Source organism: Streptomyces sp. CNS606, assembly GCF_000426325.1.
In genome coordinates, this window is record NZ_AUFD01000016.1 from 23,670 (window position 1) to 47,693 (window position 24,024).

At 73.6% G+C, this 24,024-nt stretch carries 23 protein-coding genes; 6 read left to right on the plus strand and 17 right to left on the minus strand.

The features are described from left to right. Nucleotides 1-90: 90 nt before the first annotated feature. Nucleotides 91-2,619, minus strand: a complete 2,529-nt coding sequence (locus K304_RS0112915; protein WP_027764099.1) for an ATP-dependent Clp protease ATP-binding subunit — start codon at nucleotides 2,617-2,619, stop codon at nucleotides 91-93. 447 nt (nucleotides 2,620-3,066) lie between these two features. Between K304_RS0112915 and K304_RS28760 the strand changes: the two genes are divergently transcribed. Continuing rightward, the gene (locus tag K304_RS28760; RefSeq protein ID WP_158687338.1) at nucleotides 3,067-3,741 is read left to right on the plus strand and encodes an SCO3374 family protein; all 675 of its coding nucleotides are present in this window, start codon (nucleotides 3,067-3,069) and stop codon (nucleotides 3,739-3,741) included. Here the strand turns inward: K304_RS28760 and K304_RS0112925 are convergent. The 11 genes from K304_RS0112925 to K304_RS0112975 all read right to left on the minus strand — a co-directional run bounded on the left by K304_RS0112925 (nucleotide 3,720) and on the right by K304_RS0112975 (nucleotide 13,513). After that, entirely contained in the window at nucleotides 3,720-4,049 is a 330-nt protein-coding gene (locus tag K304_RS0112925) for a histone-like nucleoid-structuring protein Lsr2 (protein ID WP_027764100.1), read from the minus strand. The two genes, K304_RS28760 and K304_RS0112925, sit on opposite strands and share 22 nt — an antisense overlap. A gap of 143 nt (nucleotides 4,050-4,192) precedes the next feature. Next, nucleotides 4,193-4,855, minus strand: coding sequence for an amino-acid N-acetyltransferase (locus tag K304_RS0112930; RefSeq protein WP_078529005.1), 663 nt, complete (start codon nucleotides 4,853-4,855; stop codon nucleotides 4,193-4,195). Nucleotides 4,856-4,870: 15 nt separating this feature from the next. After that, complete coding sequence (locus K304_RS0112935; protein WP_078529007.1) at nucleotides 4,871-5,254, minus strand: BlaI/MecI/CopY family transcriptional regulator; 384 nt, start codon at nucleotides 5,252-5,254, stop codon at nucleotides 4,871-4,873. A 30-nt stretch (nucleotides 5,255-5,284) separates the two neighbouring features. Next, entirely contained in the window at nucleotides 5,285-5,503 is a 219-nt protein-coding gene (locus K304_RS0112940; protein WP_027764103.1) for a hypothetical protein, read from the minus strand. A gap of 273 nt (nucleotides 5,504-5,776) precedes the next feature. Further along, nucleotides 5,777-6,415, minus strand: a complete 639-nt coding sequence (locus tag K304_RS0112945) for a hypothetical protein (RefSeq protein WP_078529009.1) — start codon at nucleotides 6,413-6,415, stop codon at nucleotides 5,777-5,779. Between the two features lie 131 nt (nucleotides 6,416-6,546). Then, a complete protein-coding gene (locus K304_RS0112950) occupies nucleotides 6,547-7,341 on the minus strand; it encodes a type III pantothenate kinase (RefSeq protein ID WP_027764105.1) in 795 nt (264 codons plus the stop codon). 2 nt (nucleotides 7,342-7,343) lie between these two features. Continuing rightward, a complete protein-coding gene (nadC, locus tag K304_RS0112955; protein ID WP_027764106.1) occupies nucleotides 7,344-8,435 on the minus strand; it encodes a carboxylating nicotinate-nucleotide diphosphorylase in 1,092 nt (363 codons plus the stop codon). Next, complete coding sequence (locus tag K304_RS28765) at nucleotides 8,432-10,216, minus strand: L-aspartate oxidase (protein ID WP_037790257.1); 1,785 nt, start codon at nucleotides 10,214-10,216, stop codon at nucleotides 8,432-8,434. The genes nadC and K304_RS28765 overlap by 4 nt, the downstream gene beginning before the upstream one ends. Nucleotides 10,217-10,313: 97 nt before the next feature. Further along, complete coding sequence (gene panC / locus K304_RS0112965; RefSeq protein ID WP_078529011.1) at nucleotides 10,314-11,264, minus strand: pantoate--beta-alanine ligase; 951 nt, start codon at nucleotides 11,262-11,264, stop codon at nucleotides 10,314-10,316. After that, on the minus strand, nucleotides 11,261-12,214 hold the full coding sequence (locus tag K304_RS28770; RefSeq protein ID WP_037790258.1) for a DUF2520 domain-containing protein: 954 nt from the start codon (nucleotides 12,212-12,214) through the stop codon (nucleotides 11,261-11,263). The genes panC and K304_RS28770 overlap by 4 nt, the downstream gene beginning before the upstream one ends. 153 nt (nucleotides 12,215-12,367) lie before the next feature. Next, nucleotides 12,368-13,513, minus strand: coding sequence for an NADH-quinone oxidoreductase subunit D-related protein (locus K304_RS0112975; RefSeq protein ID WP_027764108.1), 1,146 nt, complete (start codon nucleotides 13,511-13,513; stop codon nucleotides 12,368-12,370). Nucleotides 13,514-13,618: 105 nt separating this feature from the next. Here K304_RS0112975 and K304_RS0112980 point away from each other — a divergent pair, with 105 nt between their 5' ends. Continuing rightward, a complete protein-coding gene (locus K304_RS0112980; protein WP_078529013.1) occupies nucleotides 13,619-14,167 on the plus strand; it encodes a PH domain-containing protein in 549 nt (182 codons plus the stop codon). Then, nucleotides 14,164-15,573: a PH domain-containing protein gene (locus K304_RS28775; protein ID WP_486591648.1), complete on the plus strand. Its 1,410-nt coding sequence runs from the start codon at nucleotides 14,164-14,166 to the stop codon at nucleotides 15,571-15,573. The genes K304_RS0112980 and K304_RS28775 overlap by 4 nt, the downstream gene beginning before the upstream one ends. A gap of 51 nt (nucleotides 15,574-15,624) precedes the next feature. On the opposite strand, the gene K304_RS28780 is transcribed toward K304_RS28775, so the two are convergent. Further along, nucleotides 15,625-16,635 carry an SAM-dependent methyltransferase gene (locus K304_RS28780; protein ID WP_051308400.1) on the minus strand — a complete coding sequence of 337 codons (1,011 nt, stop codon included), beginning with the start codon at nucleotides 16,633-16,635 and terminating at the stop codon, nucleotides 15,625-15,627. A gap of 176 nt (nucleotides 16,636-16,811) precedes the next feature. On the opposite strand from K304_RS28780, the gene K304_RS0112995 reads away from it, so the two are divergent. Together K304_RS0112995 and K304_RS0113000 are read left to right on the plus strand one after the other, a co-directional pair. Beyond that, complete coding sequence (locus K304_RS0112995) at nucleotides 16,812-18,047, plus strand: sensor histidine kinase (RefSeq protein ID WP_027764110.1); 1,236 nt, start codon at nucleotides 16,812-16,814, stop codon at nucleotides 18,045-18,047. Between the two features lie 52 nt (nucleotides 18,048-18,099). After that, entirely contained in the window at nucleotides 18,100-18,789 is a 690-nt protein-coding gene (locus K304_RS0113000) for a response regulator (protein ID WP_027764111.1), read from the plus strand. Between the two features lie 327 nt (nucleotides 18,790-19,116). On the opposite strand, the gene K304_RS0113005 is transcribed toward K304_RS0113000, so the two are convergent. The 4 genes from K304_RS0113005 to K304_RS0113020 form a co-directional block, all read right to left on the minus strand. Further along, nucleotides 19,117-20,076 (minus strand): hypothetical protein, encoded by a 960-nt coding sequence (locus K304_RS0113005; RefSeq protein WP_027764112.1) that lies wholly within the window; start codon nucleotides 20,074-20,076, stop codon nucleotides 19,117-19,119. A gap of 113 nt (nucleotides 20,077-20,189) precedes the next feature. Then, a complete protein-coding gene (locus K304_RS0113010; protein ID WP_486591654.1) occupies nucleotides 20,190-21,185 on the minus strand; it encodes an ABC transporter substrate-binding protein in 996 nt (331 codons plus the stop codon). Nucleotides 21,186-21,243: 58 nt separating this feature from the next. After that, complete coding sequence (locus tag K304_RS0113015; protein WP_027764114.1) at nucleotides 21,244-22,020, minus strand: ABC transporter permease; 777 nt, start codon at nucleotides 22,018-22,020, stop codon at nucleotides 21,244-21,246. 3 nt (nucleotides 22,021-22,023) lie between these two features. After that, nucleotides 22,024-22,710, minus strand: a complete 687-nt coding sequence (locus K304_RS0113020) for an ABC transporter permease (RefSeq protein ID WP_051308417.1) — start codon at nucleotides 22,708-22,710, stop codon at nucleotides 22,024-22,026. A 96-nt stretch (nucleotides 22,711-22,806) separates the two neighbouring features. Here K304_RS0113020 and K304_RS0113025 point away from each other — a divergent pair, with 96 nt between their 5' ends. Beyond that, nucleotides 22,807-23,973 carry a betaine/proline/choline family ABC transporter ATP-binding protein gene (locus K304_RS0113025; protein ID WP_027764116.1) on the plus strand — a complete coding sequence of 389 codons (1,167 nt, stop codon included), beginning with the start codon at nucleotides 22,807-22,809 and terminating at the stop codon, nucleotides 23,971-23,973. The last annotated feature ends 51 nt before the right edge of the window (nucleotides 23,974-24,024 follow it).

Sequence of the window (24,024 nt, forward strand, 5' to 3'; positions counted from 1 at the left end):
CCGCCCGCCGCGCTGCGGGAAAGGGGTGGGGCCCGGCATCAGTGATCAGTGATGCCGGGCCCCGGGGGTCGGTGAGCGGTCGGAGGGGGATTACTCCTTCGAGAGGTTCGGCGTCGAGCCACCGGCCGCAGCCTCCGCGGGAGGCGCGTCGGGGAGCGTCGACTTCTCCTCGCCGCGGAAGGTGAAGCCCTTCTCGCCGTCCTCGCCGTCCTCCGTCTCGACGACCACGATCTGGCCGGGACGCAGGTCGCCGAAGAGGATCTTCTCCGACAGCAGGTCCTCGATCTCGCGCTGGATCGTCCGGCGCAGCGGCCGGGCGCCCATCACGGGGTCGTAGCCCTTCTTGGCGAGCAGTTCCTTGGCCTCCGTGGACAGCTCGATGCCCATGTCCCGGTCCTTCAGCCGCTCGTCGACCATGCGGATCATCAGGTCGACGATCTGGATGATGTCCTCGGGCGTGAGCTGGTGGAAGACGACCGTGTCGTCGACACGGTTGAGGAACTCCGGGCGGAAGTGCTGCTTCAGCTCGTCGTTGACCTTGGCCTTCATGCGCTCGTAGCCGGTCTTGACGTCACCCTGGCCGGCGAAGCCGAGGTTGAAGCCCTTGGAGATGTCCCGGGTGCCGAGGTTGGTGGTCATGATGATGACCGTGTTCTTGAAGTCCACGACCCGGCCCTGGGAGTCGGTCAGGCGACCGTCCTCCAGGATCTGCAGCAGCGAGTTGAAGATGTCCGGGTGGGCCTTCTCGACCTCGTCGAAGAGGACCACGGAGAACGGCTTGCGGCGCACCTTCTCGGTGAGCTGGCCGCCCTCCTCGTAGCCCACGTAGCCGGGCGGGGAGCCGAACAGCCGGGAGACGGTGTGCTTCTCGCTGAACTCCGACATGTCGAGGGAGATCAGCGCGTCCTCGTCGCCGAAGAGGAACTCGGCGAGCGTCTTGGACAGCTCCGTCTTACCGACGCCGGACGGGCCGGCGAAGATGAACGAGCCGCCGGGCCGCTTGGGGTCCTTGAGGCCCGCGCGGGTACGCCGGATGGCCTGCGACAGCGCCTTGATGGCGTCCTTCTGCCCGATGACGCGCTTGTGCAGCTCGTCCTCCATGCGGAGCAGGCGCGAGGACTCCTCCTCGGTCAGCTTGAAGACCGGGATGCCGGTGGCCGTGGCGAGGACCTCGGCGATGAGCTCCTCGTCGACCTCGGCGACGACGTCCATGTCGCCGGCCTTCCACTCCTTCTCCCGCTTCGCCTTCTGGGCGAGGAGCTGCTTCTCCGTGTCGCGGAGCGAGGCGGCCTTCTCGAAGTCCTGCGAGTCGATCGCGGACTCCTTGTCCCGGCGGACGTTCGCGATCTTCTCGTCGAACTCGCGGAGGTCCGGCGGCGCGGTCATCCGGCGGATGCGCATGCGCGAGCCGGCCTCGTCGATGAGGTCGATCGCCTTGTCCGGCAGGAAGCGGTCCGAGATGTACCGGTCGGCGAGCGTGGCCGCGCCGACCAGGGCGGCGTCGGTGATGGAGACGCGGTGGTGCGCCTCGTACCGGTCGCGGAGGCCCTTGAGGATCTCGATGGTGTGCGGCAGCGACGGCTCCGCCACCTGGATGGGCTGGAAACGGCGCTCCAGAGCCGCGTCCTTCTCCAGGTGCTTGCGGTACTCGTCGAGCGTCGTGGCACCGATGGTCTGCAGCTCGCCGCGGGCCAGCATCGGCTTGAGGATGCTGGCGGCGTCGATCGCGCCCTCGGCGGCGCCGGCGCCGACCAGGGTGTGCAGCTCGTCGATGAACAGGATGATGTCGCCGCGGGTGCGGATCTCCTTGAGCACCTTCTTCAGGCGCTCCTCGAAGTCACCGCGGTAGCGGGAACCGGCGACCAGTGCGCCCAGGTCGAGGGTGTAGAGGTGCTTGTCCTTGAGGGTCTCGGGCACCTCGCCCTTGACGATGGCCTGCGCCAGCCCTTCGACGACGGCGGTCTTGCCGACGCCGGGCTCGCCGATGAGCACCGGGTTGTTCTTGGTGCGGCGGGACAGCACCTGCATGACCCGCTCGATCTCCTTCTCGCGCCCGATGACCGGGTCGAGCTTGGATTCGCGGGCGGCCTGCGTCAGGTTGCGGCCGAACTGGTCCAGCACGAGAGAGGTGGACGGCGTGCCCTCGGCGGGGCCGCCTGCCGTGGCCGCCTCCTTGCCGCCGGAGTAACCGGAGAGCAGCTGGATGACCTGCTGCCGCACCCGGTTGAGGTCCGCGCCCAGCTTCACGAGGACCTGGGCGGCGACGCCCTCGCCCTCGCGGATCAGGCCGAGCAGGATGTGCTCGGTCCCGATGTAGTTGTGGCCGAGCTGAAGGGCCTCGCGGAGCGACAGCTCCAGGACCTTCTTGGCACGGGGCGTGAAGGGGATGTGGCCGGAGGGCGCCTGCTGGCCCTGGCCGATGATCTCCTCCACCTGCTGGCGGACCGCCTCGAGCGAAATCCCGAGGCTCTCCAGGGCCTTAGCGGCGACACCCTCTCCTTCGTGGATCAGTCCCAGAAGGATGTGCTCGGTGCCGATGTAGTTGTGGTTGAGCATCCGGGCTTCTTCCTGAGCCAGGACGACAACCCGCCGCGCGCGGTCGGTGAACCTCTCGAACATCGTTAATCGCTCCTCAGAGCGGTCAGGCAAGAAGGGGTCGGTCCCCTCCCCGTCCTTCCGCAGCTTAGTCCCGCAACGGGGGACCGCTCATTCCAACTGCCGACAGCCGCCCGCGGACTCCCGCCCAGGACGGCCGGCACCAGTACCAACCCGATGGTGCGAGACGATGTTCCCGCAGGCCAGGCGTATTCACCCTGATCCACTACGCCGACGGCGAACGGCCCCGCGTCGACACGCCCGCCATGGTCCTCCATCGTCGTCTCACACCCCCGTCCCACTAGGGACTTCTTACCCTCCGGAACCGACAGTCCATGCGTCGTGCACGCTGTGTCGCGAACGGATCAGCTCATGGCGAACACCCTTGCGGGCCGGGTCGGACCGACGGCGGGGCGGCGGCCGCACGGGACCGGGGCGTGACCGGGGACGGTTTCCGCAGTTGCTCCGGTCATGACCGCTTCAGCTTCGCGCACCACACCCCCTGACGACCGGGCCGCCGCGCCGACGGGCCCGCGTCCGCCGGACCCGCAGCGGGCGCACCGTCCTCGCCCACCGGTCCGCAGCCCGCTGATCCCGCAGCCACCCACCCGGCAAACGCAGTGGCGGGAGTCGTGGGAGTGGTGGGAGGAGGCACGCGGACCCACCGCCCCGGGGCGGGCGCCCTGGTTCCGGCTGGGCGTGTGCTTCGACGCCCTTCGGCTTCCCGCGGCGGCCGGGATGCCACTGCTGGCCCGTACGCGGGCCGCGGGGCCTGCGCTGCGGGCCGGCGCGGACGTGTGGCTCCTCGTCGCGCAGGGGGCCGCCGAGGAGCTCCCAGGGCTGCTGCGCTGGCTCGAGTGGGGCACGCTGCCTCACAGGGCCGGGCTGGCGGCCCTCGGCGCGGGCGCCCGCATGCCCGCACCCGCCGGAGGGGCGGGCCGGCCGGACGCCGGCGGAGGTCCGTGGGAGGCCGCGGTGTGGTTGCGGCCTCCCCAGCAGGGACGCGACGGGAGGCAGCGGCTGCCCGCCGTGTCGATCGGCCGCCCGTCCCCCGCGGGTGCGCCCGATCTCGTACGCCTCGTCGACGCCGCGGCGACGGAATGCCACCGCGCTCTGCTCCGGCGTCAGCCGTTGGCCTTTTCGTAGGCCTCCCGCACGGTCGCGGGAACGCGCCCGCGGTCGTTGACCTCGTAACCGTTCTCCTTCGCCCAGGCGCGGATCTTCGCGGTGTCCGGGCTACCGGACGACGAACGCCCGCCCTTTCCGCGGGAAGAACGGCCACCGGTACGGCGACCGGCCTTCACGAAGTCGGCCAGCGCGTCACGGAGCTTGTCCGCGTTGCCGGTGTTGAGGTCGATCTCGTAGGTCTTGCCGTCCAGAGCAAAGGTCACCGTCTCGTCCGCCTCGCCGCCGTCGAGGTCGTCGACAAGAAGCACCTGCACCTTCTGCGCCACGGGGTTCTCCCATTCGTCTTCGAATACGGATTACAGATACCGACGATGGAAGGAAACCGCTTTTCTCCGGGAAACACAAACCCTCGGCGGACTTCCCGGGCGATCGCCGCCCCGCACAGCGGGACCTTTCGGACATCTGACTGCTACAGATGCAGGAGCATCCGGCTGTTGCCGAGGGTGTTCGGCTTCACCCGTTCGAGACCGAGGAACTCCGCGACGCCTTCGTCATAGGAACGCAACAGCTCGCTGTAGACATCGCCGTCCACCGGCGTCTCACCGATCTCCGTGAAGCCGTGCCGGGCGAAGAACTCGACTTCGAAGGTGAGGCAGAAAATGCGGCGTACTCCGAGCCAGCGTGCGGTCTGCACCAGCTTCTCCAGGAGCTGGTGGCCGACGCCGGTGCCCTTCAGTGCAGGGTCCACGGCGAGCGTCCTGACCTCCGCCAGGTCCTCCCACATCACGTGCAGCGCGCCACAGGCGACGACCTCCGCGTCGTGGTCGCGTTCCGCCACCCAGAACTCCTGGATGTCCTCGTAAAGCGTCACCGTGGCTTTGTCGAGGAGGATGCGGTCCCGCGAGTAGGCGTCGAGGAGCCGGCGGACGGTACGGACATCACTCGTTCGCGCGCGCCGCACCGTCACCGCGACAGGCGCCTTCGCGAGACCGTGCGCGTTTGCCCGGTCGCGCGCCGCGTTCGTCCCGGCGTTTGCGTCGGCGTTCCGGTCGGCGTTCCGCTCCGCGTTCCGGCCGGTATCCGGCGAAGTGGCGGTCGTCGCGGCTTCTGGAGTGGTCCGGGGATCTGCCATACCGCGACGCTATCTCTACGTCGAGTCGACGCGCACACCGCTCAGCTGTACGACCCGCAGAGCATCCCGCAGCGCGTCCGACTGTTCGGCCGACATCATGCCGAAGAAGTCCACGAGAGCGGCGGCGCTGTTGCCGCTCGCCGACCACGCCTGATGCATCAGGGCGGCGGAGTACGCGGCCCGCGTGGAGACGGCCGCATATCGATAGGCCCGCCCCTCCTGCTCCCGCCGCAACCAGCCCTTCTGATGAAGGTTGTCCATTACGGTCATCACGGTGGTGTACGCGATCGTCCGCTGCTCCTGCAGATCTTCCAGGACTTCCCGCACGGTGACCGGGCGGTTCCACTGCCATACCCGCGTCATCACGGCGTCTTCCAACTCTCCCAATGGCCGAGGCACGGGAGAATAATAGGCGCAGATGGGACGAATTCAGCCGTCCGTCGCGCGCGCGGCCGCGTCCGCGGAAGAGGCGGAGCGCGCGGCGACCGGACGGTTCGCGCCGTCGGTGGCGGAGTCCAGCGCCGCGTCGACGGCGGCGTCCTCCTTCGCCTTGTTGGCGCCGCCCTGGTTCTTCACGATCGTCACCACGAGGGCGGTGAAGCCGATCGCCATGACGAGGGGCGGGGTGAGGGCGGCGACGTAGTCCATGCCGGGGCTCCTTGCGAAGGGGCGCGTGCGGGCGCGTGTGCGCCCTTCAGCCTAGCGCCGGACCGTCGGCCTCTGCGGGGCGGGCGGCCCCTGCGCCCCCCTGCGTGCCGGGTCCGGGCGCCGCGCCGCGACGCAGGGCGTGGCAGGCGAGCCCCTGCACCGCTCCGGCGCGCGCGCCGGACACGGCGTCCGAGCACCCCGGGGCATCCCGTTCGGCGCGTCTCCTCTCCCCCGGGCACCGGAGGGCTCGAGGAAGGCGGCGACGTGCGAGGGTCAGGCGGGGAGCGCGTGGGCCTCCTCGGGCGGGGTGGCGGGGCGGCGCCGCGGGGGGAAGACCTCGCCGGGAGTCGGGACGGGGCGGCGACCCGGCTGCGGCGCGGGCTTGGCCGGTTCGCGCCGCGGCTCCTTGGGAGGCTCCTTCTTCGGGTCCCGCTTCGGCTTCTCCTCGGCCAGGTCCGGCTCCGCACGCACGGCGGCGCGCCCGCCGGGCAGGACCAGCAGCCGGCCGCGTACGGCCTGCTCGGCGAGGCTCTCGCAGCGCCGCAGGAGTTCCGCGCGGCGTTCGGACGCGGGCCGCCCGGCAGGCGTCCGGGCGAGCGAACGGAGGGCGTTCAGGTCTTCCGGACGAGGCAGGTAGCCGGCCGCGAGGGCGTCGTCGAGCAGGTCGAGGTAACCGCCCGCGGCGCCCGGCAGGGCGGCGCGGTAGCGGGCGAGATCCGCGAGGAGGAAGGACCGGAGCCGGTGCCCCTCGCGCTCGGCCTCGTCGAGGGACTCGGTGAGCTGCAGGACCTCCCGCACCTCCCATGCGGAGGCGCGGCTGGACTGGAGGGCTACGGCGAGGGCGCCTCGGAGCACACGCAGCTCGTCCGCGCTGAACGCCATGCCACCTCGGGAACCGTAGGGCGTAGGCATGGTCCGACTGTACGAGCTTGTCCGACTAAAGTGCATTATCGCCCGTTCTGCGGGCGTGGCGGACGGACGTCCTCCGCGCCCTTCCCCGCGACGGGGGCCCGCAGGCCCGCAGGCGCTGAGGGCCGCCGTCCTCAGCGCGAGACGTTGCGGTCGTAGACCAGGCGGAGGCCCACCAGTGTGAGCCAGGGCTCGTGCTCGTCGATGAGTTCGGCTTCGCCGAGCACCATGGGCGACAGCCCTCCGGTGGCGATGACCGTGACGTCGTCGGGGTCGTCCGCGAGCTCGGCGGCCATCCGCCGGACCACGCCGTCGACCTGGCCCGCGAAGCCGTACAGGATGCCGGCCTGCATGGCCTCGACCGTGTTCTTGCCGATGACGCTGCGCGGGCGCGCCAGCTCGATCTTGCGCAGCTGGGCGCCGCGGACGCCGAGCGCGTCGACGGAGATCTCGATGCCGGGGGCGATCGCGCCGCCGACGTACTCCCCCTTCGCGGAGACCGCGTCGAACGTCGTGGCGGTGCCGAAGTCGACGACGACGCAGGGGCCGCCGTAGAGCTCGACGGCGGCGAGCGCGTTGATGATGCGGTCGGCGCCGACCTCCTTGGGGTGGTCCATCAGGATCGGCACCCCGGTCTTCACCCCGGGCTCGACGAGCACGGCGGGGATGTCGCCGTAGTAGCGGCGGGTGACCTCGCGCAGTTCGTGCAGCACGGCCGGGACCGTGGAGCAGATGGCGATGCCCTCGATGTTGTCGCCGAGCTCCTCGCCGAGCAGCGGGTGCATGCCCATCAGGCCATGGAGCAGGACGGCCAGTTCGTCGGCCGTGCGGCCGGCGTCGGTGGAGATGCGCCAGTGTTCGACGATGTCCTCGCCGTCGAAGAGACCCAGGACGGTGTGCGTGTTGCCGACGTCGATGGTGAGCAGCATGGTCAGGCGCCCTTCCCGGCGCCGGCGGGCCGGTCCCCGGTGACGTCGCGCAGGTCCAGGCCGATGTCGAGGACGGGTGAGGAGTGGGTCAGCGCGCCCACGGCGAGGTAGTCGACGCCGGTCGCGGCGTACGCGGCCGCGTCGGCGAGGGTCAGCCGTCCGGACGACTCCAGCCGGGCGCGCCCGGCGACGAGGGCGACGGCCTCGGCGGTCTCCTCGGGGGTGAAGTTGTCGAGCAGGATCAGGTCGGCGCCTTCGGCGAGGACGGGTTCGATCTGGTCGAGGCGGTCCACCTCGACCTCGATCGCCAGGTCGGGGAACTCCTCCCGCACCGCCTTGAAGGCCTGCGCGACGCCGCCGGCCGCGATCACGTGGTTGTCCTTGATCAGCGCCGCGTCGGAGAGGGAGAAGCGGTGGTTGACGCCGCCGCCGCAGCGCACGGCGTACTTCTCCAGCGCGCGCAGCCCGGGGGTCGTCTTGCGGGTGTCGCGCACCCGGGCGGACGTGCCGGCGAGGGCGTCGGCCCAGGCGCGGGTGGCGGTGGCGATCCCGGAGAGGCGGCCGAGCAGGTTGAGGGCGCTGCGTTCGCCCGTCAGCAGGTCCCGGGTGCGGGTGCGGACGGTCAGCAGCTTCCGGCCCGGCGCGACGCGGTCGCCGTCCTCGGCGTGCCGCTCGACTTCGAACTCGTCGGTGCACACCACCGACAGCACCGCCTCGGCGATGCGCAGGCCGGCGACGGTACCCGCCTCGCGGGCGGTGAAGTCGCCGACGGCGACGGCGTCCTCGGGCACGGTCGCCACGGTCGTCACGTCCACGCCGTGGTCGAGGTCCTCCTCGATGGCCAGGTGCGCGACGTCCTCGACCTGCACCGGGTCCAGACCGGCATCGACCAGCAGCCGGGCCAGGTCGGGGTCGAGGCCGCAGTCCAGCGGGTCGAAGACGTCGTCGTCCGCTCCGCCCGCACCGCAGCCGCACGCGTCGCCGCAGCCGCCGGACGCGGACAGGGCGGCACCGGCGGCCGGGCCGCCGATCTGGAGCAGCGGCACGTCCACGGGCTGCGGACGGCGTTCTTCGTCGGAGGAGGGGCTGGTCACGGGTACTCCTTGCGGATGACCGGGCTTACGGGCGGGAAGACCGTCGAGTCGGTCGTGGTGAGGTCGAGCGAGTCGAGCGTAGGGCTCTGCGCGTCGGGGCGCAGGGTGATGACGAGATGGCGGCGCCAGGCGGCGTCGTCCCGGTCGGGACGGTCCTCGCGCCAGTGGCAGCCGCGGGTCTCGGTACGGCGGAGGGCGGCGGCGGTCAGGGCGCGCGCGACCAGGTGGAGGTTGGCGGTCTCCCACGTGTCGACGCCGGGTTCGGCGGTCTTCGCGGGGGCGGCGGCCGTACCGGCGGCGGCGGGCAGCGCGTCGAGTGCGGCGGACGCACGGGCGAGGCTGTCGGCGGACCGGAGCACACCTGCGCCGTGCGTCATGATCCGCTGGATCTCGGCCCGTGCCTCGGGCGGGAGCAGCGGGGCGTGCGCGGTGGCCGTCGCACCGGGTGCGGGCTCTTCGCGCGCCCCTTCGCGCGCGGACGCCGTCGCGCGCGCGTCCGCCACGGCGTCCGCGATGCGCTCCGCGAAGACCAGGCCCTCCAGAAGGGAGTTGGAGGCGAGGCGGTTGGCGCCGTGCACGCCGGTGCACGCGGTCTCGCCGCACGCGTACAGCCCGGGGACGGTCGTCCGGCCGTGCAGGTCGGTGCGCACGCCGCCGGACGCGTAGTGCGCGGCGGGGGCGACCGGGATCGGGGCGGTGACCGGGTCGATGCCGTGCGCACGGCAGGCGGCGAGGATGGTCGGGAACCGCGACTCCCACATCGCCGCGCCGAAGTGGCGGGCGTCCAGGTACATGTGGGCGGCACCCTGCTCGCGCATCCGCCGCATGATGCCCTTCGCGACGATGTCCCGGGGGGCGAGTTCGGCGAGTTCGTGCTGCCCCTGCATGAACCGCACGCCGTCGGCGTCGACCAGGTGCGCACCCTCGCCGCGTACCGCCTCGGAGATCAGCGGCTGCTGCCCCTCGGCGTCCGGTCCCAGGTACAGCACGGTCGGGTGGAACTGCACGAACTCGACGTCGCTGACCTCCGCGCCGGCGCGGAGCGCGAGGGCGACGCCGTCGCCGGTGGAGACGGCCGGGTTGGTGGTGGCCGAGAAGATCTGCCCCATGCCGCCGGTCGCCAGGACGACGGCCGGCGCCCGCACGGCACCCACGCCGTCGTGCTGGCCCTCGCCCATCACGTGCAGCGTGACGCCCGCGGTGCGGCCGTCCGGGGTGGTGAGCAGGTCGAGGACGAGCGCGTTCTCGACGGTGCGAACGGCCTTCGCGCGGGCCGCGGCGACGAGGGCCCGGGAGATCTCCGCGCCGGTCGCGTCGCCCCCGGCGTGCGCGATGCGGCTGCGGTGGTGCCCGCCCTCGCGGGTGAGGGCGATCTCGCCGGTGGTGGCGGAGAGGTCGAACCGCGCGCCGGCCGCGATCAGGCGCCGGACGGCGGCGGGACCGTCCGTGACCAGGGTGCGCACGGCCTCCTCGTCGCACAGGCCAGCCCCGGCGACCAGGGTGTCGTCGAGGTGCTGCTGCGGAGTGTCGCCCTCGCCCAGGGCCGCGGCGATGCCGCCCTGCGCCCAGCGGGTCGAGCCGTCGTCGAGCCGCGCCTTGGTCACGACCACGGTGCGCAGGCCGGAGTCCGCGCAGCGGAGGGCGGCGGTGAGGCCGGCGACGCCGGAGCCGACGACCACGACGTCCGCGTCCAGGGTCCAGCCGGGCGCGGGGGCGACGAGCGCCGTGCGCGGCGCGCGCCCGCGCGGGTCGGCGCCGGGTATGCCGGTGCGGCTGCTCATGCGGGGCCTCCTGCGGCACGGAAAGGCTGCGGTCCCGCACCGGCGGCGGCGGACGGTTCCACGTGGAACGTCGGGGGAGGGAACGCCGGGGGCCGGATCATGCGGGGCCCTCCGGGAAGGGGAGGGGGATGTTGTCGATGAGCCGGGTGGTGCCGACGCGGGCCGCCACGGCGAGGACCGCCTCGCCGGTGAAGTCGGCAGCGGCGTCCGTGAAGTCGGACGGGTCGACCAGCGCGAGGTAGTCGAGGGTCACCGGGGGCGTGCCGTCGGCCGCCGGGGCGAGCACGCGGTGCGCGGCCGCGTGGGCGTCCTCCGGTCCGGCGCCCCGGGCCACCGCGTCGCGCGCCGCGAACAGTGCGCGGGACAGCGCGAGCGCCGCCCGCCGCTCCTGCGGCGCGAGGTACCGGTTGCGGCTGGACAGCGCCAGACCGTCGGGTTCGCGGACCGTGTCCACGCCGGCGATGTCCACCGGGAAGTTCAGGTCCCGCACCATGCGGCGGATCAGGGCGAGCTGCTGCGCGTCCTTGCGGCCGTAGAAGGCCAGGTCGGGCTCGGTCAGGTGGAGGAGCTTGGCGACGACGGTGAGCATCCCGTCGAAGTGACCGGGGCGGAAGGCGCCCTCCAGGCGCTCGCCCATGGGTCCGGCGGCTATCCGCACCTGCGGCTCCCCGCCGGGGTAGACCTCGCCCACGCCGGGGGCGAAGACCACGTCGGCGCCCGCGTCGACGGCGAGGACGACGTCGGCGTCCAGGGTGCGCGGGTACCGGTCGAGGTCTTCCCCGGCGCCGAACTGGAGCGGGTTGACGAAGACGGTGACGAGCACCTGCCCGCGGTCTCCCACGGCCTCGCGCGCGGCGCGGACGAGTGCGGCGTGGCCGTCGTGCAGGGCTCCCATGGTCATGACGACCGCACGGCGACCGGCGTCGGCGCCTCGCCGGCGCGGCAGCACCGCGTGCAGTGCGGCCGCGCTGCGGGCGAGGCGGGGCGTGACGGCCGGGGCGGCCCCGGGACGCGTGCCCGTACGGCTTCCGGAGCCGGGTGTCGTCATCGCGTACCTCCGCTCTCGTCGCCGGACGCACCCAGCACGTCCAGCAGGTCCTCGGCGTGTTCCGGCTTGAGCAGGCCGTGCGCGAGCGCCCGGTCGGCGGTCGTACGGGCCATCGCGAGGTAGCCGGCGACGGCGTGCGGGGCGTGGGCGCGGAGTTCGGTGATGTGGGCGGCGACGGTGCCGGCGTCGCCGCGGGCGACGGGCCCGGTGAGGGCGGCGTCGCCGGAGCGCAGGGCGTTGTCGAGGGCGGCGCCGAGCAGCGGGCCGAGCATCCGGTCGGGGGCGCCGACGCCCGCCTCGCGGAGCAGTTCCATCGACTGGGCGACCAGGGTGACCAGGTGGTTCGCGCCGAGCGCCAGGGCGGCGTGGTACAGCGGGCGGACCTCCTCGGCGATCCACTCCGGTTCCCCGCCCATCTCGATGACCAGCGCCTCGGCGGCGAGCCGCAGCTCCTCCGGCGCGGTCACGCCGAACGAGCAGCCGCCCAGCCGCTGCACGTCGACCGGCGTACCGGTGAAGGTCATCACCGGGTGCAGGGCGAGTGGCAGGGCTCCCGCCCGCAGCGCCGGCCGGAGGACGTCGGTGCCGTACCGGCCGGAGGTGTGGACGAGGAGCTGGCCGGGCCGTACGGCGCCGGTCCCGGCGAGTCCGGTGACCAGGTCGGGCAGCGCGTCGTCGGGAACGGTGAGCAGGACGAGGTCGGACCGGGCCAGCACGTCGCCGGGGTCGACCAGCGGCACCCCGGGGAGCAGGGTCTCGGCGCGGCGGCGGGAGGCGTCGGAGACGCCGGACGCGGCCACCGGCCGGTGTCCGGCCTGCCGCAGCGCGGCGGCCAGCGCCGGGCCGACGCGGCCGGCGCCGACGACGCCCACGGCGAGGCGGGCGGGCCGGTCCTCGGCGCGCGCGGCCTCCGGCTGCCGGCCCGTGCCGGACGGGTGCTGTGGGTGCACGGAGTGGAACCTTCCGTCTGCCGTTCCGGTCCGCTGCCGGGTACCGGACGTTCCCGGCCATGCTATGCCCTGGCCGCGGCCGGTCCGGGCGCGGTGTGACGAGCCGGACGGCCCGTCCGGCGGGAGTCCGCGAGCCGGAGCGGCGCCCGCGGGCTACTTGTCGATGTCGCCGACGACGAAGAAGAAGGAACCGAGGATGGCGACCATGTCGGCGACCAGGGTGCCGGGCAGCAGTTCGGTCAGGGCCTGGATGTTGTTGTAGGAGGCGGAGCGCAGTTTCAGGCGGTAGGGCGTCTTCTCGCCTTTGGAGACCAGGTAGTAGCCGTTGAGCCCGAGCGGGTTCTCGGTCCAGGTGTAGGTCGCGCCCTCGGGGGCCTTGAGCACCTTGGGGAGCCGCTGGTTGACGGGACCGGGCGGGAGGTCGGCGATGCGGTCGAGGCAGGCGTCGGCGAGGTCGAGGGAGTTGTGGGCCTGGTCGAGCAGCACCTCGAACCGGGCCAGGCAGTCGCCCTCCTGGCGGGTCACCACCCGGAGCACGTCGCCCAGCTCTCCGTAGGCCAGGTACGGCTCGTCCCGTCGCAGGTCGAAGTCGACGCCGGAGGCACGGGCGAGGGGCCCGCTGACGCCGTACGCGTGCACGGTCTCCGGCGCGAGGGTGCCCACGTCGCGGGTGCGGCCGCGGAAGATCTCGTTGCCGAGGACGAGGCGGTCGAAGACGTCCATCCGGGACCGGACGTCGGCGACGGCGCGGCGGGCGCGGCCGAGCCAGCCGGCGGGCAGGTCCTCCTTCAGGCCGCCGACCCGGTTGAACATGTAGTGCATGCGCCCGCCGGAGACCTCCTCCATCACGGTCTGCAACTCCTCGCGCTCGCGGAACGCGTGGAAGACGGGCGTGATGCCGCCGAGTTCCAGGGGGTAGGAGCCGAGGAACATCAGGTGGTTGAGGACCCGGTTGAGTTCGGCCAGCAGGGTGCGCAGCCACACCGCGCGCTCGGGCACCTCCATGCCGAGCATGCGTTCGACGCCGAGGACGACGCCCAGCTCGCTGGAGAAGGCGGACAGCCAGTCGTGGCGGTTGGCCAGGACGATGATCTGACGGTAGTCGCGCGCCTCGAACAGCTTCTCCGCGCCGCGGTGCATGTAGCCGATGACGGGCTCGGCCGCGCCGATGCGTTCGCCGTCCAGGACGAGCCGCAGCCGCAGCACACCATGCGTGGACGGATGCTGCGGGCCGATGTTGAGCACCATGTCGGTGCTCTCCGCGGCGCCCCCGATGCCGACCGTCGTCGTCTGCGTCATGACGTCCAGTCTGTCAGCACCGCGGCGGCGAGGAGGAGACGGGCGGCCCCCACGTCCTCCTCCGGGCGGATACGGGCGGCGGTGCGGGAACCTAGGGTTGACCGCATGACGACGGCGACGGATGACGGGCACGGCGAACGAGGCACACCGGACGCCCCGGGCGCACGGGACGCGGCGGCCCCGCTGCCCGCAGCCGACGAGTGGCGGGGCGTGGAACCCGCACTGCTGCCGCTGCGGCGGGTGGTGCTGCTGAGCACGCTGCTCCCGGTCGCGGCGGTGACCGGCGGGCTCCCCGGCCTGCTGGCCGGGCCGGTGTGGGCGCTGCCCGCGCTGGTGCCGCTCGGCTTCGCCGCCTGGGGCTGGGGCGCCCTCGCCCGCAACTGGCGGTCCTGGCGCTACGCCGAACGCGCGGACGACCTGCTGATCGCGCACGGCGTCCTGTGGCGTGAGATCACGGTGGTCCCGTACGGCCGGATGCAGCTGGTCGAGGTCACCTCCGGCCCGCTGGAGCGGCGGTACGGGCTGGCCACGCTCCAGCTGCACACCGCGGCCGCCACCACGGACGCGACGATCCCCGGGCTCACCCCCGAGGAGGCGGAACGGCTCCGGGACCGGCTGACCGAGCTGGGCGAGGCCCGATCGGCGGGGCTGTGAGCAGCGGGGAGGGCGCGCCGGCCACCCGGCCCGCCACCGATTGCGACGCAGACGGGAAGAGCACCGGCCGGGGGCCGGAGGGCTCGGGGGCGACCGAGGAACGGCCGGAGGGCAAGCGGCTGCACCCGGTGACGCCCTGGCGCCGCGCCTGGGCGCCGATAGCCGGCCTGGCCGCCTTCACTTTCCAGGACTTCGAACGCACCCGTCAGTGGTTCGAGCAGCTGACGCTCGGCTGGCTGCTGGCGGCGTTCGCCGTGGTGGTGCCGGTCGCCGCCGCGTACGGCTTCCTGTCCTGGTGGTACACCAGCTACCTGGTCACGGACACCGAGCTGCGCATCCGCACCGGCCTGCTCTTCCGCCGCACCGCGCACATCCGGCTGGACCGCATCCAGGCCGTGGACGTCGGCCGTCCACTGCTCGCGCGGATCGCACAAGTCGCCAAGCTGAAACTCGACGTGGTCGGCGCCGATGCCAAGGACGAGCTGGCGTTCCTCGGCGAACGGGAGGCGGTGGCGCTGCGCGCCGAACTGCTCGCCCGCGCCGCCGGGATGGCGCCCGAGGCCGCACCGACGGCGGGTGAGGCCCCGGCCCGCGACCTGCTGCGCGTCACCCCCCGGATGCTGATCGTCTCGGTGCTGCTGCTGTCCGGCGGCTGGCTGTTGCTGGTGGCTCTGGTGCTGGTCCCGGCCCTGATCTACACGGCCACCGGCAACGTGTGGCCCGCGCTGGCGGCCGTCGTACCGCTCGCGGGCGCGATGTGGGGCAACACCGCCGGGCGGGTGCTGAAGGAGTTCGACTGGACCGTCCAGGAGTCGCCGGACGGCCTGCGCATCGATCGCGGCCTGCTCGACCGGGCGCACGAGACGGTGCCCCCTGGCCGCATCCAGTACGTGCGGGTCGTCGAGCCGCTGCTGTGGCGGCGACGCGGCTGGGTGCGGGTCGAGCTGCAGATCGCGGGCGGGGGGAAGGAGCGCGGCGGCGTGCTGCTGCCGGTGGCGACCCGGGCGGACGCCGCAGCCGTGCTGGCGCGCGCCCTGCCGGGTGTGGAGCTGGACGCGGTGACGGCGGCGCTGGATCCCGCGCCGCCGCGGGCCCGCTGGTGCGCGCCGTTCTGGTGGCGCTCCTACGCCCACGGCGTGACCGACACCGTCTTCGCCACACGCACCGGACGCGTGCGCCGGCAGACCGAACTGGTGCCGCACGCGAAGGTGCAGAGCGTCCGCTCCGAGCAGGGGCCGTGGCAGCGGCGGCTGGGGCTGGCCGACGTCTCCGTGGACCACGGGGCCAACGGCTGGGCGAGGGCGCGGCTGCGCGACGCGGGCGAGGCCCGGGCCCTGGTCGCCGCGCAGGCCGAGCGGTCCCGCACGGGCCGGCGCACGGCCCGCCCGGAGCGCTGGCTGACGTAGGCCCTGCCCGGCGGACCCCCCGGCCCGCACGGGGCCCGGCGGCGTCAGGCGTCAGGCGTCGGGCCCGGCCACGGCGTGAGTCTGCGCGGGGGCGCCGAAGAGGTCGGGCGCGTCGACCGGACGGGTCAGCCAGGTGAAGGCGCCCAGGCCGGCGAGGTCCGTGAGCTCCGCCGCCTGCGAGGCGTCGCGGAGCCCCCGCACGTACGCCTGGGCGTCCGTGGACGCCCAGGACAGGGGCGGCCTTCCGCCGTGCACGCCGAGGTCGTGCAGCGCCTCCCGCTGGGTGAGCGTGCGCCACGGCCCGCCCGCGGCGGCCGCGCACGCGTCGACGGCGACGTGCGCGGTCAGGTCGCGGGCCCCGTCCGGCGCGGGCGGCACCTCCCGGCCGTCGAGGTAGCCGGTGAGCGTGCCCAGCGGCGGGCGGTCGGCCCGGGTGTGCGCGTAGTCCACGGCGACGGCCAGTCCGCGCCGGAGCGTGCGGACGGCCGACGTCCAGGCGACGTCCCGGGACAGGCCGATCTCGGCGCGCAGACCCGGCTCGGCGTCGAGCGGCCACCAGTGCCGCAGCCACGCGGCGTCCTCCTCGGCGACGGGCTCGCCCGCGGACTCCCGCCCCTCCCGGTCCACCAGGACGTACCGCACGGCGCCCGCGTCGTCCGCCTCGACGACGTCCAGCGGCACGTTGTCCAGCCACTCGTTCGCGAAGACGAGTCCGGTGACGGAGCCGGGCGGCGGGAGCACGTCCTGCCAGGCGATCCCGGGATCCAGCCCGTCCGGGCGGGGCGCGAGCTCCACGGCCACCCGCCGCAGCCGCCGGGCGAGACCGTGCGGATCGTCCTCCGCCACGGCCTCCGCGACCTGTGCGAGCAGCTCGCCCCGCCCGGCGCCGACGTCGAGCAGGGTCAGCTCGCGGGGACGGTCCAGCGCCTCGTCGAGGCGCAGCAGCAGCCGTGTCACCGCCCGCGCGAACAGCGGCGACACGTGGACGGAGGTACGGAAATGCGCTCCCGGCGCCTCGCGCACGAAGAAGCCGTGCGGTGGCGCGTACAGGCTGTCCGTCATCGCCGTCCGCCACCGGCGCGGCGATTCCGCTTCTGCGTCCGTCACGCCGCTCACGGTACGCGCGGGAGCGCGGCGCGGGGGCGGGCGGCGCCTCCACCTTGCGGAGTAGACGCGGGCGGGAGGATCCGCTTCACGGCTGACCCCGGCACGTGCCCGGCCTGCATACGCTGGGTCACGTGCACCGCATCTACGAGTTCGTCCGCCGTCACCCGACCTGGGTGGACAGCCTCTGGGCGCTCGTTCTGCTCCTGCCGTCGGCGGTGTGGATCGTGGCGAGCATCGCCGCACCCCCGCAGGCCACCGGAATGGCGGACAGCACGGCTCAGCAGATCGCCGCCGTCCCCATCGCCCTGGCGCTTTCGCTGGTGGTCGCGCTGCGGCGGCGCGCCCCGGAGAAGATGCTGCTGCTCGCGATCGGCACCGGCATCGCCCAGTTGATCACCGGCGTGGAGACCAACCCCGGCGACTTCGCCTTCCTGGTGATCATCTTCACGGTCGCCTCCCGGCACGTGCGCTGGGCCTCACGGCTGGCCCTGGTCGGGGGCCTGCTGGCACCGCTCGTCGCCACGCTGCGCTGGCCGCCCGAGCAGTCCGCCCCGCAGGCCGTGCTCGGCTGGCTGTTCCTCACCGTGCCCTTCGCCCTGGCCTGGGTGATGGGCGACTCGCTGCGCACCCGCCGGGCGTACTACGAGCAGCTGGAGGAGCGCGCCGCCCGGCTCGAGAAGGAACGCGAGGCCCAGGCGAAGGTCGCGGTGGCCGCCGAGCGGGCCCGCATCGCGCGCGAGCTGCACGACGTCGTGGCGCACAACGTGTCGGTGATGGTGGTCCAGGCGGACGGCGCCGCGTACGTGCTGGACAGCGCGCCGGAGCAGTCGCGCCAGGCGCTGCAGACCATCTCCGGCACCGGACGGCAGGCGCTCGCCGAGATGCGCCGTCTGCTGGGCGTGCTGCGCACCGGCGACGGCGAGCAGCGCCGCGACGGCGACGAGTACGTGCCGCAGCCGGGCGTGGAACAGCTCGCCGAACTCGTCGACCAGGTGCGCGGCACCGGGGTGACGGTCAAGTTCGCCATCGAGGGGACGCCCCGCCCCCTGCCCAGCGGCGTCGAACTGACGGCGTACCGCATCGTCCAGGAGGCGCTGACCAACACCCGCAAGCACGGCGGCCCGCACGTGGGCGCGAACGTGCGGCTGACGTACGGCGACGGCGAGCTGGAGCTGCTGGCCGAGGACGACGGGCGGGGCGCGCAGTCCGAGCTGTACGAGGACGGCGGCGCGGACGGGCTCGGGCAGGGCCTCATCGGCATGCGGGAACGCGTCGGCATGGTCGGCGGCCGCCTCCAGGCGGGGCCGCGCCCGGGCGGCGGCTTCCGGATCAGCGCCGTCCTGCCGCTCAGGGGCGGAACGCAGTGAGACCGCGCCCGGCCGCCGGGCTCCGAGGGGGAACCGTGGGAAAGGGAACACGATGACGACGACCATCCGCGTGATGCTGGTCGACGACCAGGCACTGCTGCGCACCGGCTTCCGCATGGTGCTGGCCGCCCAGCCGGACATGGAGGTGGTCGCCGAGGCGGGCGACGGCGCGGAGGCGCTCGACGTGCTGCGCTCCCGGGCGGTCGACGTCGTGCTCATGGACGTGCGGATGCCCCACCTCGACGGCGTCGAGGCCACCCGGCGGATCTGTGGCGGCGAGGGCGGGCCGGGCGCGCCGAAGGTGCTCATCCTCACCACCTTCGACCTGGACGAGTACGCGTTCAGCGCGCTCAAGGCCGGGGCCGGCGGGTTCATGCTCAAGGACGTGCCCCCGGACGAGCTGCTGTCCGCGATCCGCTCCGTGCACAGCGGCGACGCGGTCGTCGCGCCCAGCACGACCCGGCGGCTGATCGACCGCTTCTCCACCGTCCTGCCCTCGGCGGTGGAACAGCCCGTCGCCCGCGAGCTGGAACGGCTGACCGACCGGGAACGCGAGGTGCTGGTGCTCATCGCCCAGGGCCTGTCGAACGGGGAGATCGCGGCGCGGCTGGTGCTGTCCGAAGCGACGGTGAAGACGCACGTGGGGCGCATCCTGGGGAAGCTGGGCCTGCGGGACCGGGTGCAGGCGGTCGTCCTCGCGTACGAGACGGGCCTGGTCCGCGCCGGCGACGGGTCCCGCTGACGCGCGGTGGGCCGACGCCCCGGCTGCCACACCGTGCGGGGTCGGCCGGGGCGGGGTCGACCGCCGCCGTGGCGGGCGGAACGCGCCCCGGACTCCTGGGCCGCCCGCCCAGGCCCGAGCCACGTCCCGGACCTCGCGCGGTCCGGTGGGATCACCGTCAGGCCGGCACGCGTGGCGCCGTCGGTCCGCCGCTCCTGCTGATCGACCGCGGTCAGCGGTGCGAGGCCGCCACCGCGGGGGGCCGGCAGGCACGACCTGCTCCCCCGCCGTGACGAGACCGCCGGGCTCCCGCCGCCGTGGCGGGCCCTTCGCGGTGAGGGGTGAGGGTCAGGGGAGGGCGCTGCGGAGCTCGGTGATGTCCAGGGCGGCGGCGTCGTCGGCGAGGTCGACGACCTTGCCCGCCGCAGGGTGCGTCCGGCGGGAGCGGGGGGCGGGTTCGGGCTCCGCGTCCTCCGCGGTTCCGGGAGAACCGGCGTCCCGGCGCGGCGCCGGGCCCGACGCACGCGCGGCCCCCGCGGGCTTCGCCCCGGCGGAACCGAAGAAGTCGAAGCCGCCGCCGGGACGGCGGGGTGCGGGCGCCGGACGCACCGCGGGAGGCGGCACCGGCGCGGCGGCAGCGGCCGGGGACGCCGGCGTCGGCGGCCCGTCCGCCTCGCCGCCCTCGACGGCCCGGAGCCTCCGCTGCCGCTCCGCGCTGCGTCGCAGATGCCGCAGCGCCTCGCTCGCCTGAAGGTAGGTCAGCGGTGTCGGGGCTCCCGACGCGCTGCGGTGGTCGGCCGCGCCGGAGGTGAGCGCCGCGCGCACGGGCGCCGCGGCCTCCAGTTCCAGCAGGCGGCGGCCCTCCAGGGCGCTGGCCCGCTCGGTCTCGGCGTTGGCGTACCGCCGCAGCAGCGCGGCGTGCTCGTTGCGGAGGCGGCCCAGCTCCGCCCGCCTGGCGGTGAGTTTCCGCTCCACCGCGGCGCGCAGTTCCCGCGCCTCCTCGAGTTCCGCCTCGTGCTCGGCCTCCCGCTCCTCCGCGCGCCACTCCATGCTCGCGCGGCGCGCGTCGAGTTCGGCGACGCGACGGCCCGCCCGGCGGTCCCAGCGGCGGGTGAGGACGGCGCCGGTCACGGCCGCGAGTGCGGCAGCGGCGGCCAGGCCGCGCAGCACCACGGTGTCGGTGTCGCCGAGTCCGGCGGGGCCGACCAGCCAGGCGCCGCCCGCACACGCCAGAGCAGCCGCCGCGACCGCCGCCGGTGGGAGGAGGCGGTGCAGTGGCTGCTCATGGCGATGACGTCCGCGTGGCATGGCCTGAAATTTACCGTGTGTGCCCCGCTGTGCGACACCTCACGAAGGCATTGTTATCGGCCGGTCATCGGTCCGTCGGGCGGGCGTCCCGCGCGTCCCCGGCGTTCAGCCGTTCAGCCGTTCAGCAGGCCCTCGTCCTCCAGGTAGCTGCGGGCGACGTCCTCCGGCTTGCGGCGGTCGGCGTCGACCTGGCGGTTGAGGCCGACCAGGTCCTGCGTGGTGAGCGCCGCGGTGACGCCGTCGAGGGCCTCGGCGACCTTCTTCCCGCCCGCGTCCTTCGCGTTGACGACGGGGAGCACGTTGTCGGCGTTCTGGAGGCCCTCGTCGTCCTTCAGCAGCACCAGCCCGAAGTCCTCCAGGGTGGCGTCGGTGGTGGTGGTGAGCACCATGTCGTTGGTGCCGTTCTTCACCGACTGCTTGGCCTGGGTGGTGCCGACGCCCTTGGGGTCGACCTCGGCGACGTCGATGCCGTAGGTCTTCTCCAGGCCCGGCCGGCAGAACGGGCGTTCCACGCACTCGTCGCCCGCGGCGAGGCGCACCTCGACGCCGGCCTCGCCGAGGTCGGAGAGGGTCTCCAGATCGTGCTTCGCCGCGAACTCCTTCGTGACGGCGAAGGCGTTCTGGTCAACGGCCTCGCCCGCGTCGAGCACCTTCAGGCCGCGCTTCCCGGCAAGCTTCTCCAGGGCGGCGACGGTCGACTCCACGTCGTTGGAGGCCACCGGGTTCTCCGCCGGGGCGTCCGCGCCGTTGACCTGGGCGTTGAGGAACTCCGCGAGCGTGGCGGCGTACTCCGGCACCACGTCGATCTGGCCCTTCTCCAGGGCCGGTTCGTACAGCTCGCGGTTGGCGACCGTCTTGATGGTCGTGTCGAAGCCCGCGTCCTCCAACGCCAGGGCGTAGAGGTTCGCGAGGACCTTGGACTCGGTGAACCCGGCCGAGCCGATCACCAGCGACGTCCCGCCGCCCCCGTCGGAGGCGCCGCCCTGGTCCTCCAGGCTCTCGCCGCCGCCGCAGGCGGTCAGGCCGGCGGCCAGCAGCGCCACCGTCCCGGCGGCCGCCGCGGCGCGCACGCCGCGGCGCCCACGGGTCCCTCTGGTCGTCCCGATCACGTTCTTCACCGTCCATCTGTTCGATATGCGCGAGGCGTCAGCATGCCACGGAAGGCTGTCAGACGGGCGCCTTCAGCGACTCGCGCTCCGGTGCGGCACCCGTACGGTCGTGACCGTCCTCGTCGGCCGGTTCCCCGCCGCGGCCGTTCGTACGCCTGCCGCCGCGACGTCCGCGCATCGGGTCCAGGACGCGGCCGAGGGCGATCATCGCCAACTCGACCAGGAGCGCCAGCACCGCGACCAGGACCGCTCCGGCCACCACCTGGGCGGTGTCGTAGGTGTTGAAGCCGGCGGTGATGATGCGGCCCAGGCCGCCGCCGCCGACCATCGCGGCGAGCGTCGCGGTGGCGACCACCTGCACGGCGGCCGACCGGACGCCGGTCATCAGCAGCGGGTACGCCAGCGGCAGTTCGACGCGGAACAGCAGCTGCCCACCGGACATGCCCATCCCGCGGGCCGCCTCCACGACCTCCCGGTCGGCCTCCCGCATGCCGACGTAGGCGTTGGTGAGCAGCGGCGGGATCGCGAAGAGCACGAGCGCGACGATCGTCGGCAGGTCGCCGCCGCCGACGGTCGCGAGCGGGGTGAGCATCAGCAGCACGAGCACCGCGAACGTGGGGACGGCGCGGCCGACGTTGGACAGGTTGATCGCCAGCGGCCCGCCGCGTCCGATGTGGCCGAGCCACACGGCCGTGGGCAGCGCCACGGCCGCGGCGATGCCGAGGCAGACCGCGGTCAGGTAGAGGTGCTCGCCGAGCAGCGCCAGCGCACCGCCGTCGCCGGTCCAGTTGCCGGCTGTCGTCAGCCAGGTCCAGGCTCCCTGGAACACGCCCATGGTTCAGCCCTTCCCCGTGACGGCCCGGTGACGGGTCCACGGCGTCAGCGCGCGCTGGAGCCAGAGCAGCAGCAGGTCGGCGAGCACGGCGAGCACCACGCAGAGCACCGACGCGGTGAGCACCTGTGCCTTGAAGACGGTCTGGAGCCCGCTGTAGATGAGGTTGCCGAGACCGCCGTAGTCGACGATGGCGCCCACCGTGGTCAGCGAGACGGCGGAGACCGTTGCGATCCGTACGCCCGCCATGAGGGCGGGGACGACGAGCGGGAGTTCGACCTCGAACAGCATCCGTCCCGCGCCGTACCCCATGCCGCGTGCCGCCTCCCGGGCCTCGGCGGGCACGCCGTCGAGGCCGGCCAGGATGTTGCGCACCAGGATGGTGAGCGAGTACAGCACCAGCCCGGTCACCACGACCGAGACGGAGAGGCCGAAGACGGGCAGCAGCAGCGCGAACATCGCCAGCGACGGGATGGTGTAGAGCACCGTCGTGAGCCCCAGGACGGGTTCCCGGGCGGCCCGCCAGCGGCGGGCGGCGAGTGCCAGGGGGAAGGCGAGCAGCACGGCGAGCACGACCGAGACGGCCGCGATGCCGAGGTGCTGGACCGTCGCGTCGGCGAGTTCTCCGCTGCGGGAGCGCAGGTACTCGGCGCATATCCAGTCGTTGTCTCTGAGGCAGTCCCTCGAGGCCACCAGGGCTCCCATCCCGTTTTGCCGGTTCGCGCGCTTTCCGGTCTGTGGGCGGACGTACCCGGACACGCCTCACGATCACCTGTCAGTATGACGAGTGTGATTCGTTTCGAGAGCGTCGGCAAGCGATACCCCGACGGCACGGTCGCCGTGGACGACCTGACCTTCGAGGTGGCCGAGGGCGAGATGGTGACGCTCGTCGGCCCGTCCGGCTGCGGCAAGACCACCACCATGAAGATGGTGAACCGCCTGATCGAGCCGACCTCCGGCCGCATCCTGGTCGACGGCGAGGACATCGCCCGGGTCGACCCGGTGGAGTTGCGGCGGCGCATCGGCTACGTCATCCAGCAGGTCGGGCTCTTCCCGCACCGCAGCGTGCTGGACAACACCGCGACCGTGCCGCACCTGCTGGGCGTGAAGAAGGCGCAGGCGCGGAAGCGGGCGGCGGAGTTGCTCGACCTCGTCGGACTCGACCCCTCGGTCTTCGGCGACCGCTACCCCGACCAGCTCTCCGGCGGGCAGCGGCAACGGGTCGGCGTCGCGCGGGCGCTGGCCGCCGACCCGCCCGTCCTGCTGATGGACGAGCCGTTCGGCGCGGTCGACCCCGTCGTGCGCGAACACCTCCAGAACGAGTTCCTCAAGCTGCAGGCGCAGGTGCGCAAGACGGTGCTCTTCGTCACCCACGACATCGAGGAGGCCGTCCGGCTCGGCGACCGGATGGCCGTCTACGGCGAGGGGCGCATCGAGCAACTCGACCCGCCCGCGAAGGTGCTGGGCGCCCCCGCCACGCCCTACGTGGCGGACTTCGTCGGCGCGGACCGCGGCCTGAAGCGGCTGTCGGTGACGCCGATCGAGCCCGGCGATCTGGTGCAGCCACCCGTCGTACGCAGGAACGACGCGGTGTCGGACGCCGCCCACCGGATGCGCGCCGACGGGGCGCGGTGGGCCGTCGTCCTCGACGACGACGGCAGCCTGCACGGGTGGATCGACGCCGACGAGGTCTCCGCCTCCGGCGACGGCACCGTCCGCGACCACGCCCGCCGGATGAAGGCGTGGCTGCCGCTCGGGGCCTCCCTCAAGCAGGCGTTCAGCACGATGCTCCAGTACGACGCCGGCTGGGTCGCCGTGCTCGACGGCGACGGCTCCCGCTTCGCGGGCGTCCTCACCCCGGCCCGGCTGCACGAGGCGCTGCGCCGGTCCGTCGACGCCGACGAACGCGACGTCCCCCGCGAGGACGTCGACCTGCACTCCATCACCGGCGCGTAGCCGCTCCCCCGCCCTCGCAGGCACGACGCAGGCACGACGCGGGCACGACCC